10 protein-coding genes are annotated in these 12,140 nt (G+C 60.4%); 3 read left to right on the forward strand and 7 right to left on the reverse strand.

All coding sequences use genetic code 11. From position 1 onward, the window contains the following. Positions 1-13 precede the first annotated feature (13 nt). Positions 14-721 (reverse strand): HdaA/DnaA family protein, encoded by a 708-nt coding sequence (locus BN1936_RS10580; protein ID WP_022443445.1) that lies wholly within the window; start codon positions 719-721, stop codon positions 14-16. 145 nt (positions 722-866) lie between these two features. Here BN1936_RS10580 and purM point away from each other — a divergent pair, with 145 nt between their 5' ends. Further along, on the forward strand, positions 867-1,898 hold the full coding sequence (gene purM / locus BN1936_RS10585) for a phosphoribosylformylglycinamidine cyclo-ligase (RefSeq protein WP_022443446.1): 1,032 nt from the start codon (positions 867-869) through the stop codon (positions 1,896-1,898). 81 nt (positions 1,899-1,979) lie between these two features. Here the strand turns inward: purM and miaA are convergent, their stop codons facing one another. Together miaA and mutL are read right to left on the reverse strand one after the other, a co-directional pair. After that, positions 1,980-2,939 (reverse strand): tRNA (adenosine(37)-N6)-dimethylallyltransferase MiaA, encoded by a 960-nt coding sequence (miaA, locus tag BN1936_RS10590; protein ID WP_022443447.1) that lies wholly within the window; start codon positions 2,937-2,939, stop codon positions 1,980-1,982. Beyond that, positions 2,939-4,990 carry a DNA mismatch repair endonuclease MutL gene (mutL, locus tag BN1936_RS10595; RefSeq protein ID WP_049687369.1) on the reverse strand — a complete coding sequence of 684 codons (2,052 nt, stop codon included), beginning with the start codon at positions 4,988-4,990 and terminating at the stop codon, positions 2,939-2,941. The genes miaA and mutL overlap by 1 nt, the downstream gene beginning before the upstream one ends. 165 nt (positions 4,991-5,155) lie before the next feature. Here mutL and BN1936_RS10600 point away from each other — a divergent pair, with 165 nt between their 5' ends. Further along, entirely contained in the window at positions 5,156-5,797 is a 642-nt protein-coding gene (locus BN1936_RS10600) for a DedA family protein (protein WP_232422101.1), read from the forward strand. A 101-nt stretch (positions 5,798-5,898) separates the two neighbouring features. On the opposite strand, the gene BN1936_RS10605 is transcribed toward BN1936_RS10600, so the two are convergent. From BN1936_RS10605 to tkt, 4 genes are all read right to left on the reverse strand, one after another. Beyond that, positions 5,899-7,101, reverse strand: a complete 1,203-nt coding sequence (locus BN1936_RS10605) for a phosphoglycerate kinase (RefSeq protein ID WP_022444045.1) — start codon at positions 7,099-7,101, stop codon at positions 5,899-5,901. Positions 7,102-7,203: 102 nt separating this feature from the next. Next, positions 7,204-8,067 (reverse strand): RNA methyltransferase, encoded by an 864-nt coding sequence (locus BN1936_RS10610; protein ID WP_022444046.1) that lies wholly within the window; start codon positions 8,065-8,067, stop codon positions 7,204-7,206. 82 nt (positions 8,068-8,149) lie between these two features. Further along, positions 8,150-9,172 carry a type I glyceraldehyde-3-phosphate dehydrogenase gene (gene gap, locus BN1936_RS10615; RefSeq protein WP_022444047.1) on the reverse strand — a complete coding sequence of 341 codons (1,023 nt, stop codon included), beginning with the start codon at positions 9,170-9,172 and terminating at the stop codon, positions 8,150-8,152. A gap of 27 nt (positions 9,173-9,199) precedes the next feature. After that, entirely contained in the window at positions 9,200-11,203 is a 2,004-nt protein-coding gene (gene tkt, locus BN1936_RS10620; RefSeq protein WP_049687370.1) for a transketolase, read from the reverse strand. A gap of 190 nt (positions 11,204-11,393) precedes the next feature. On the opposite strand from tkt, the gene BN1936_RS10625 reads away from it, so the two are divergent. Beyond that, the gene (locus tag BN1936_RS10625) at positions 11,394-12,131 is read left to right on the forward strand and encodes a 16S rRNA (uracil(1498)-N(3))-methyltransferase (protein WP_049687371.1); all 738 of its coding nucleotides are present in this window, start codon (positions 11,394-11,396) and stop codon (positions 12,129-12,131) included. Positions 12,132-12,140: the final 9 nt, after the last annotated feature.

Consider the following 12,140-nt stretch of genomic DNA (forward strand, 5'->3'; position numbering starts at 1 on the left):
GATCCCCCTGAAGTCAGTCGGTCACCATTTTAGGAGCGGACTCCTCGCGCACAGCGGCGTTCCTTGGAGGAAAACACTGACGCAGCAGAGTACGGGTGATCTTTTTTGAAGCTCCGAGCGCGAAGCGCTCCACTTCGAAGAGCGCTTCGGAAAGCGTTCCCATATCGCGGGGAAGATGTTCCAGCATCCACTGACGCGCGTCATCGGGCAGATCAATCCGGCTCTCTTCAGCAAGCTTTCTGAGCGCCGCATCCTTCTGCTCATCGGTAAGCGGATGCACCTGAAACACGAGTCCCCAGGAAAGACGTGAAATCACGTCCGGCCTTCCCTTCATCTGAAGCGGCGGAAGATCTCCTGCCGTAATCAGACGGTACTGCCCGAACGGGCCGCCGTCAGAATGACTGCGCACGTCGTTCATCAGTTCAAAGAGTTTCTGCTGAGACTCCTCTCCCAGCTCCTCAACATCATCCACGGTATAAATCAGGCGGCTCTCGGAAAAAGCGGGAACCCGCTCGACGCCGGCCAGAGGATCCATGGCATGGAGAAGATGCGTGCAGCCGACACCCGTCTCGCCCCACAGATACAGAAACTGAGGACCGGAGCCGGTTTCCGCCATCGTACGCAGCACGGACATCAGTTCCGCGTTGTCTCCGACAGCGAAATTATCGAGGCTCGGCGCAGGTCTAATCTGCAAGTTCAGAGTGAGCTGCTCTTGTTCCATGAATGAATATCCGGGGGACGCAGGGCAAAAACTACCCTTCCGTCTGAGGATGCATCGAATAAAATCTCTTAGAATGAGGGTAATGCGATAAACGGAAGTTTAGCGCGCCCACCTTTTCTCATGTTTCTTTGAGACATTTCTACTCATGACTCAACTCTCCTATGATGCAGCCGGCGTTTCCATTGATAACGGAGACGAACTGGTTGAGCGCATCAAGCCTTTTGCCAAGCGTACTCTGATCCCGGGCGTTCTCGGTTCCATCGGCGGCTTCGGCGCACTTTTCGAAATCAGCAAGGAATACAAGGAACCCGTCCTCGTGTCCGGCACTGACGGCGTCGGCACGAAGCTGATGCTCGCCTTCAAGCTGAACCGTCACGATACGGTCGGTCAAGATCTGGTGGCGATGAGCGTGAATGACGTTCTGGTGCAGGGTGCGAAGAACGTCTTCTTCCTCGACTACTTCTCCTGCGGCAAGCTGGATGTCAGCATCGCGGAGCGTGTCGTGAAGGGTGTCGCTCACGGCTGCGAACTTGCTGGCTGCGCGCTGATCGGCGGCGAAACCGCTGAAATGCCGGGCATGTATCCGGAAGGCGAGTATGACCTCGCGGGCTTTGCGGTCGGCGTGGTTGAGAAGAGCCAGATTATTGACGGCTCCAAGGTGAAGCCTGGTGACGTGGTCCTCGGCCTTGCCTCCTCCGGTCCCCACAGCAACGGTTTCTCCCTCATCCGCAAGATCGTTGAGGTGAGTGGCGCCTCCTGGGATATGCCGTTTGACGGCGCGACGCTCGCTGACCGTCTGATGGAGCCGACCCGCATTTACTGCAAGCAGGTCGCAAACGTGATGAAGAAGGTGCCGATCCATGCGATGGCCCACATCACGGGCGGCGGTCTCGTGGAAAACGTGCCGCGCGTTCTGCCTGAAGGCACGCAGGTCGTGATCCACCGTGACTCCTGGAAGCGTCCGGCGATTTTCGACTGGCTGCAGAAGGAAGGCAATGTGGCCGAAGACGAAATGCTCCGCGTCTTCAATAACGGTATCGGTCTCGTCGTGATTGTTCCGGCTGAAGCCGCTGACGCCGCTGTCTCTGCCTTTGAATCTGAAGGCGAAAAGGTTTATCGTCTAGGCGAAGTGGTCAATCGCGCAAACGCAGCTGATCCTGGCTGCGTCGTGATCTGACGAAGTAAAGACGGCCTGCTGTTCGCCCTCAGGCCGCCTCGCAGAAAAGGTCGGAACTTATTCCTCGGTTCCGGCCTTTTTTCATGCCTGGGAGGCAGGCCTCTGCAGATCCCAGTCAAGCGACAGCGCGTAGGCTTTCGCGTCCCGGAGCCCCGCCTCGGTATAGGGATCAAACGCCCGGATCTCATCCTTCATGGAGCGAAGCCATGTGATCTGGCGCTTCGCGAGCTGCCGCGTCGCGGCAATCGCCTTATCGCGGAACACCGCGTAGTTGGTTTCGCCTGCCAGGTACTCGAGCGCCTGACGGTATCCGACAGAACGCATCGCGGGAGACTCCCGGTCAAACCCCGGAAGCCCGGTGAGACGCCTCATTTCGTCGAGGAACCCGGCTTCGAGCATCGCGTCAAACCGCTCGGCAATCTTCGCGTGGAGCGCCGCGCGGTCTTCAGGAAGAAGCGCTATCGCGGCAATCCGAAAGGGCGGAGCTGAATGCGGCTGCTCCGCGATGATCGCGGACATCGGACGCCCGGTCATCCGGTAAACCTCAATCGCGCGGCTGATCCGCTGCCGGTCATTCGGTTTCAGACGCGCCGCGGTCTCGGGATCCACTTTGGCGAGCTCCTCCCGCATGGCGGGCCACCCCTTTTCCTCTCCTTCCACTGTCACCGCTTCCCTCACGGCGGGATCCGTCGCCGGAAGCTCGGCGAGTCCGTGCAGCAGCGCGTTCGCGTAAAGCATTGTACCACCCGCGAGAATCGGAAGCGCGCCGCGGGACCGGATTTCCGGAATGAGCCTCAGGCAGTCCTCCGTAAAGTCCGCGACGTTATACGGTTCACCGATATCGCGGATATCAATCAGGTGGTGCGGCACACCGGCCCGCTCCGCTTCGGTCGGCTTGGCGGTCCCGATATCCATTCCGCGGTAAACGAGCGCTGAATCCACCGAAATCACTTCGGCCGGAAGCTCGGATGCGATGGAGAGTGACAGCGCCGTTTTGCCGCTTGCGGTCGGCCCGAGAATCATCAAGGCGTCAAAGGCCATCAGCGCCCCCTCAGGAAAAGCTGGTCAAGATCGTCAAGCGACATCTGAATCCACGTCGGACGCCCATGATTGCACTCATCCGCGCGGTCTGTCTTCTCCATTTCACGGAGCAGCGCGTTCATTTCATCAAGGTTCAGAATGCGGTGGGCGCGGACAGCGCCGTGGCACGCCATGGTGGAAAGAATTTCGTTCCGATGCTTCTCAAGCACCTGCGTCCCGCCAAACTCCCGGAAGTCATCCAGAATGTCGCGGATAAGCCGCGGTCCCTCGTGCTCAATATCCGCGACGATCACGGCCGGAACGGTGCGGAGCGTAAGGTGCTCGGGAGACGCTGCGCCGACATCGAGCCCGAGGCTCTGAAGCTCCGCCTCATGCTCCTCGAACGCCGCCATCTCAAGCGGATTCACGGAGAAAACAAGAGGAATCAGAAGCTGCTGCGTCGGGATGCGGGAGGCATCCATCTGACGCTTCAGTTTTTCGTAGCAGATCCGCTCGTGGGCCGCGTGCATATCAACGATCACAAGGCCCTCGCGGTTTTCGGCGAGCACATAAATGCCGCCGACCTGAGCGAGCGCGCGCCCGAGCGGAAACGGGTTCTCGTCTGTCGGAATCGGGACGCCCTCAGGCACCTCAACGCCTCCCGTATGGCCGGCGGGCGTGCTGACGGTGAGAGGTGCCGCCGCGGGAACGGCTGCCGTCGGTGATGCGGGTTCAGGGGCGCTGCCTGACGCCGTTTCAGGAGCCGAAACCGGCGGCTGAGACTCCGTATGAGCAGGCTCTGACCCCGTATCAAAAAGCTTCAGATAGGCGGATCCGGGGAGCGGCGGTTTCTTCCGGTCCCAGCTCAGCGTTTCACTGCGGCTCTGCTGACCGTACCCCGGTCTCGGGCGGCTTTCAAAGACGTTATCCCGGATCTGCGGTGCGGACGAATGGCTGAAAAGCGGCTTCTGGGCGGCCGGAACAGGGCTCACACCGCCCGACACCTCGGCCTTCACGCCGGATGCCGCGCCGCCCGAAAGCCCGGAAGGCGCGGAGCCGCTTGAAATTGCGGGGGCGAGCGCCGCCTCCACCGCATGGAATACAAACTGATGCACCCGCTGTCCCTCGCGGAAACGGACTTCACTCTTTGTCGGATGCACATTCACGTCGACCTGCATGGGGTCAACGTCAAGGAAAAGGCAGAAGGAAGGCTGCGCGCCGTTATAAAGCACGTCACTGTAACCCTGCTTCACGGCGTGCAGCAGCGTCTTATCCTTCACGCAGCGGCCGTTCACGAAGAAGAACTGCGCGTCACTCTTCTGACGCGCCGCGGTTGGCGTCCCAACCCAGCCGGTTACGGTGAGACCGGGGGCCGACGCATAGACTTCGCGCGACGCATCCGCGAATTCCTTCGGGAGAATCATGTTCGCGCGTTCCCGCGGCGCCTGGGCGGGGAGCGCGTGAATCACGCGGCCGTTCGCCATGAAGCGCATATCAACATCGGGGTGGGAAAGCGCCGCGTGCTCAAACTGCCGGAGACAGTGCGCGGTTTCCGTCGCTTCGGACTTCAGGAATTTCCGTCTTGCCGGGGTCTTGAAGAAAAGATCCACCACTTCGATCTGAGTCCCCTGGCTGCCGGCCGCCGGCATCACGCCTTCCTCGCTGATCGACCAGGCGTGATCTTCTTCCGCCGTACGGCTGGTCAGGGTGAGAGCCGCGACCGACGCGATGGAAGCGAGTGCCTCACCCCGGAACCCGAGGCTTCGGACACTTTCAAGCTCAATCAGATTCCGGATCTTGCTCGTCGCGTGACGCTTCAGCGCGAGCGGCAGCTCTTCCTTCGGAATGCCGCAGCCGTTATCCGTCACGGATATGCGTCTGAGACCGCCGCCCTCGATCCGGACCTCAATCCGGGTCGCGCCGGCGTCAAGCGCGTTCTCGACAAGCTCTTTCACGACCGATGCGGGGCGCTCAACCACCTCGCCTGCCGCAATCTGGCTGATCAGCTGGTCCGGGAGCTCGGCGATCGAACGCCTCGCTGCCGGCTTCTCTTCCTTCTCAATTTCTTCCATTCACACTCCGCGGATCATGAAATTAGCCGATATCCCTACATTAGGTCCAATGATGGAACCCGCCTCAGTTGTTATGATAGGGAATTTCCGGTACTACTATCTGCCAGCGGCTAAAAAGCAAATTCCTCTATGGACTTGAGCGTCATACTTCAGCTATTCACCAACATGGATGCATTCCTGGTCAATCTGGCCTCGAATTACGGAACGATGATCTATGTGGTGATGTTCCTCATCTTCTATCTGGAAACGGGCGTCTTCGTCTTTTCCTTCCTTCCGGGAGACTCACTGCTATTCGTAGCCGGCACGGTGGCTGCCGCCGGTACAACGAGCCCCTTCGGACTGATGCTCGCCGTGATCATCGGTGCCATCGTCGGGAACACTCAGGCCTATTCATTCGGCCGCTGGTTCGGCCAGAAAATTTATACGAAGAACTTCCTCTTCCTGAAGCAGGATAAGCTCATGCGTGCGAAGGTCTTCTATGACAAGCATGGCGGAAAGACTGTGTTCCTCGGCCGCTTTGTGCCGATCATCCGCGCGTTCGTTCCGATCATCGCGGGCGCCGCGAGCATGAAGTCACTCCGGTTTGAGTTCTATTCGATGACAGGCGCCGTCGCCTGGGCGGTCGGCCTGATCGGCGCCGGATACCTTTTCGGCAACATCCCGATCGTGAGAAATAACCTCACCGTGATCCTTCTGATCGGTGTGGCGGGTGCCTTCTCAGGCCCCATCATCATCGCCTGGGTCCTCAGGATGCTGCATATGAGGGACGCCCGCAAGGGAACCCCGGTCACGCTGCCGAAGGACTGAGACCGGAAGCCTCCCTCCCCTTCTCTTCATCCGGAAAAGCGAAAAAGGAGCTGAAAAAATTCAGCTCCTTTTTTCATGCCGCTTATCTGAAGCGGTCAGACTCAGTCGTCCGCGCGGGCCTCAAGAGCCGCCACAGCGGGAAGCGTCTTGCCTTCGAGAAACTCGAGGAACGCGCCGCCGCCGGTCGAAATATAGGACACGCGGTCCGCGATGCCGAACTGCTTCACAGCGGACACAGTGTCGCCGCCGCCGGCGATCGAGAACGCGCCGTCGTCGGTCGCCGCGGCGATGGAATCAGCGAGCGCCTTCGTGCCGCCCGCGAACGGTTCCATTTCAAAGACACCGACCGGACCGTTCCAGACGATCGTCTTCGCGGCGCGCACTTCGCGGTCGAGTTCCTCACGGGACTTCGGGCCGATATCGAGAATCATCTCGTCGTCTGCCACATCGCTCACGCTGCAGACACGGACCGGACCTTCGGCGGAGAACGTCTTCGAGACGACGACATCCACCGGAAGCGGCATCGTGGCGTGCTTTTCTTCAAGCGTCTTCAGAACGCGGAGGCACTCCGGAACGAGATCGGGTTCAGCGAGCGACTTGCCGATCGGGAAGCCCTTCGCGAGAAGGAACGTATTCGCGATACCGCCGCCCACGACAAGACGGTCAACGGTCGATGCGAGGTGATTCAGAATCGTGAGCTTCGTGGAGACCTTGGAGCCCGCGACGATCGCCATCAGCGGATGACGGGCTTCCTCGACAGCAGCAGTCAGCGCTTCGATTTCACGGGCCAGCAGCGGGCCCGCGCAGGCGCACTTCGCGAAATGCGCCACGCCTTCCGTCGTCGCCTCAGCGCGGTGAGACGTGCCAAACGCATCATTCACATAGACATCGCAGAGCGCCGCATACTTGCGGGCGAGGTCTTCGTTGTTCTTCTTTTCGCCGACATTGAAGCGGCAGTTTTCGAGTATCACAACGTGACCGGGTTCAACCGTGACACCGTCCACCCAGTCGCGCACGAGCGGCATTTCGGTGCCAAGGAGCTCGGAGAGCCGGTCAGCCACGTGGATCAGGCTCTCAGCTTCAGTCGGAACGCCTTCCTTCGGGCGGCCGAGGTGGCTCACCACCATCACCGCGGCGCTGGCCTTCAGCGCCATCTGGATCGCAGGAACGGACGCCGTGAGGCGGGTCTCGTCCGTGATGCGGCCCGATTCATCGTGAGGGGCGTTCAGGTCGCTTCTGATCAGCACCCGTTTTCCCGAAAGCTTTCCGGCGTCAGCCAGTTCCTGCAGTGTCTTAACCCGCATGTATCACTCCGTACAAATGGTTGTTTTAACGGCTGAGGTCTTCATCCCGCCTCAGCCGGCGCACATATTCTAAAGTGAAGAATGGCTTTTTCAAGAAAAAAGTTATCGGTCTTTTCCGGCATGCCATCGCCCGGCATCCGGCGCCTCTGATGCCCCTGCTTCCTTTACAGACTCCAGCCACTGCGTGCGGGGCTTGATGACCGCGGCGCACACCGCGCGAAGGAGCACCACATCGTCCTCCGTCAGAGCCGCGCGGCTGAAGATTGTCTGAAGCCGGTTCATGATCTTCCGATGGTCCCCCGCTCTGGTCATCCCGACATGGATCAGCGCCTTTTCAAGATGCGCGATGAACCCCGCGACATCCGACGCGGAAGCAGGTTCCCCCGCCTTGAACCGCAGTTCCCAGGGAAGAAGGTCAGACGCCTTTCCTTCCGCCTCTCTCAGCGCTTCCCGCACTTCATACGCGCAGACCTGAACCGCCTGCGCGAGGTTAAGGCTCGGCATTTCGGAGTCAGCCGGGATCGCCGCGATCGCGTGGCAGAGCAGCACCTCTTTATTGGATAGGCCATCGCGTTCGGTGCCAAAAACAAACGCGATGTCACCTGAGGCGGAATCCCCCGCGGTCTCCGCGAGCAGCGCGGCCGATGACGCCGCCGCAGTCCGGAGCGGATAGATCTTGGGGCCGAACTCGTGGTTATAGCCTGAGAGCGCCCAGGCGTAGCGGACACCTTCCAGAGCCTCAGCGAGCGACGCGGTCTCGCGGCTCTCTTCCAGCACATCCTCCGCCTGAGTCGAGAGCCTCACCGCGTCCGGATCATGCCGATAGTCCTTCACCCGGGGATTCGATACCCAGAGCTTACGGAACCCCATCGTCTTGATCGCGCGGGCCGCCGCGCCGATATTCGCCGGAATACTCGGATCCGCCAGAATGAAGCGCACGCGGTCCGCCTTGAAACCCAGATCCATCTTTCTTTACCCGAAAAAAACGGAGGCTGCCGAAAAATCCGGAAGCCTCCATATTGCCTTCAGAAAATTTTCTGCCGGCGGATTACTTGGCGAGCGCCATCGCGCGGGCCGTGTCGATCATACGGCAGGAGAAGCCCCACTCGTTGTCGTACCAGGAGCCGACCTTCACGAAGTTCGACTTACCTTCGATCACCTTGGTGAACGTGGCGTCGAACGTGGAGGATTCGTGCGTGTGGTTGTAGTCGTGAGACACGAGCTTCTCTTCGGTGTAAGCGAGAACGCCGTGATACGCCGGATCCTGAGCGGCAGCCTTCATGATCTCGTTCACTTCTTCCACGGTCGTTTCACGGCCGGCGGTGAAGCAGAGGTCAACGAACGACACGTTCATCGTCGGGACGCGCATCGACACGCCGTCGAGACGGCCGGCGAGTTCCGGCAGCACGAGGCCGATCGCCTTGGCAGCGCCGGTCTTCGTCGGGATGATGGAGGAAACGGCGGAACGGGCACGGCGCATGTCCTTATGGAACACGTCAACCAGCACCTGGTCATTCGTGAAGGAGTGAATCGTGGTCATCAGGCCGCGTTCAATGCCGAGCGAGCTATTAAGAGCCTTCGCGATCGGGGCGAGGCAGTTCGTCGTGCAGGAACCGTTCGACACGATCTTCATGTCGGAAGTGAGCACATCATCATTCACGCCGTACACAACGGTCGCGTCGCAGTCCGTGCCAGGAGCCGAGATCAGCACCTTCTTCGCGCCGCTCTCAAGGTGATAGGCCGCCTTTTCACGCGTACGGAAAGCGCCCGTGCATTCGAGCACCACGTCCACGTCGCAGGAAGCCCAGTCGATCTCGTGCGGATCGCGGGTGGAGAACATCTTGATCTTGTCGCCGTCGACCGCGAAGTCCTGACCGTCGAGGATCTCAACCTTGGAAGCGAAACGGCCGTGGGTCGTGTCGTAGCGCAGGAGGTGCGCGTTGGTTTCGAGGTCACCGAGAGTGTTGATCGCAACAACCTGCACATCATCCCAGCGCTTTTCTTCGTAGAGGGCACGGAGAACGCAGCGGCCGATGCGGCCAAAACCATTAATGGCAAGACGAATAGTCATCTGTGGGGTCCTTTAAAAATCGTTTTCTCAGTGAAGGAGGTCCTTGACGCGGGCAACGCCGTTTTCAACCGTCAGACCGAAGAGCGGCCAGAGCTTCGAAGCCGGAGCCGAGGCGCCGAACTGATCGATGCCAAGCGACGCGCCGTTGCCGCGGGTGTACTTGTACCAGAGTCCCGTGCTGCCTGCCTCGATCGTGAGAACGGGGAGACCAGCCGGGAGAACGCTCTCGCGGTAAGCGGCGTCCTGGGCGTCGAACCGCTCCGTGCAGGGCATGGAGACGAGACGCACCGCGATACCTTCCTCAGCGAGCTTCTCCTGGATCGCGCTGCCGAGCGACACTTCCGTGCCGGTCGCGACGATCACAGCCTTCGGGCTTTCAGCGTCGGTGAGAATATACCCGCCTTTTCGGATCAGGTCAGCCTTGGCGCCCGCCTGATGCAGGAACGGCACGCTCTGGCGCGAGAAGATGAGTGCGCTCGGGCCGTTCTTCTTACCGAAGGCGCAGCCCCAGGCGACAGCGGCTTCCACCGTGTCGCACGGACGCCAGACATCCAGCCCCGGAATCAGACGCAGGCTCGCGGTCTGCTCAATCGGCTGATGCGTCGGGCCGTCTTCGCCGACACCGATCGAGTCGTGCGTGTAAACGAAGATCGAACGGATCTGCATCAGTGCGGCCATACGGATGGCGTTCTTCGCGTAGTCAGAGAACGTGAGGAACGTGGCGCCGAACGGGATGAAGCCGCCGTAGAGCGCGATGCCGTTCATAATCGCGGACATGCCGAATTCACGGACACCGTAGGAAATGTGGCGGCCGGCGAGGTTATCGGTGCCGAAAGCGGTGACGCCTTCCCAGTTCGTGAGGTTGGAGCTCGTAAGGTCAGCCGAACCGCCGAGCGTCTCGGGGAGCTTCGGGCAGATCGCGCTCAGAGCCTTCTGGCTCGCCTTGCGGGTCGCAACCGATTCAGCAGCCTTCTCGGCAGCTTCCACAGCCTGAGCGACCGTTTCCGCGTAGTTCGCGGGGAGGTCACCCGCAATGCGGCGCTTCAGTTCGGAGGCGAGTTCCGGGTACGCGGCAGCGTAGCCGTCAAACATCTTCTGGTAATCGGCTTCAAGCTTCTCACCCGTCGCGCGGGCGTCGAACGCGTCATACACGTCCTGCGGAATCTCAAACGGGCCGTACTCCCAGCCAAGCGCCTTCTTCGCCGCGGCGATTTCCTCGTCGCCGAGCGGAGCGCCGTGCACCTTGGAGGTGCCCTGGAACTTCGGGGAGCCCTTGCCGATCGTCGTCTTGCAGATAATGAGGGTCGGTTTTTCGCTCTGGGACTCGGCTTCATTGATCGCCTGGTCCACAGCGTCGATATTGTGGCCGTCGATCGGGCCGATCACGTTCCAGCCGTAGGCTTCGAAACGCTTTCTCGTATCGTCACCGAACCAGCCCTTCACGTTGCCGTCGATCGAAATACCGTTGTCGTCATAGAAAGCGACCAGCTTGCCAAGCTGCCAGACACCGGCGAGGGAGCACGCTTCGTGGCTCACACCTTCCATAAGGCAGCCGTCACCGAGGAACACATACGTGCGGTTATCGATCACGGGGAAACCGGGGCGGTTGAATTCAGCGGCGAGCATCTTCTCGGCGAGCGCCATGCCGATGCCGTTCGCGATACCCTGGCCGAGCGGCCCGGTGCTCGTCTCGACCCCCGGGGTCACGCCCACTTCAGGGTGCCCCGGCGTGCGGGAGTGCAGCTGACGGAAGGACTTCAGATCATCCATCGAAAGATCGTAGCCCGTGAGGTGCAGCAGCGCGTACTGCAGCATTGAGCCGTGTCCGTTCGACAGAATGAAGCGATCGCGGCCGAGCCACTTCGGGTCCTTCGGGTTGTGGCGGAGATGGCGGGTCCACAGGGCGACAGCAATATCTGCCATGCCGAGGGGCATGCCGGGGTGACCCGACTTGGCTTTCTGAATGGAATCCATGGCAAGTGCACGGATGGCGTTTGCGAGCTTCTGCGGCGAAACGGAAGAATTCGACATTTTTTCCGGATGTGTTTTTAAGAAGATAATGAATTGGATTTAAGATGCAGGAGGAAAGCTGCACCGGCGATACATGCTTAAAAAGCATGCAGCGGTTTTTTCAGCCCCTAGATTTTAATGACTTTCACGGTGAACTTAAACTCTGAATCTTCACTGTTTCTGTTTTGAACAAATTCATGCCGCCTTTCCTATGACGATTCCCCGCTTTTATGTCCCCGGTCCCTGGACCTCTGATCGGATCACGTTCCCTGAAAAAGCCTCTCACCACGCGATGCGCGTGCTCCGGATGAGAAACGGGGATGAGGCCGAGGTGTTTGACGGTGAGGGCCGGACCGCGAGGGGCCGGACGGAGTTCAGCAGTGAGGGGACCGTGCTCGTCGCCGAGTCCTACCCCGAGCACGGGCGTGAGTCGCCGCTCTTCATTACGCTCGCGCAGGCCTTCGTGTCGCCTGACAAGATGGAGTGGATCACGGAGAAAGCGGTTGAGGCGGGAGCCTCCCGGATCGTCTTTTTCCCGGCCGCCCGGTCAGTCACGAAGCTTTCTGGCGACAAGCTTACGAAGCGTCTTGAGAAACTCCGCGCCACCGCGGTCTCTGCCTGCGAGCAGTGCGGCCGGAGCCGGATTCCTGAGATCGAAGCCTTTGTCTCGGCTGAAACGGTGCTTTCCGGTCTGAAAGCGGATGCCCGCGTGATTCTCGCCCCGTCGAGCGATCCGGGACTCGCGCTTGGCGCCGCGCGCTCTGTCGTCTTCGCGGTCGGGCCTGAAGGGGGATTTTCTGAGGAAGAGCTGACGCTCGCGGACGGCGCGGGCTGGACCCGGGGGCTTCTCGGTCCCCGAGTTCTCCGGACGGAAACCGCGGGGCTTGTCGCGATTGCCTGCGCGAACGCTGTCTCTGGCGACTACGACATCACGGGAAGCCGCGCCTGAAAAATTCGA

This window comes from Dakarella massiliensis (genome assembly GCF_001182045.1).
GTDB lineage: Bacteria > Pseudomonadota > Gammaproteobacteria > Burkholderiales > Burkholderiaceae_F > Mesosutterella > Mesosutterella massiliensis.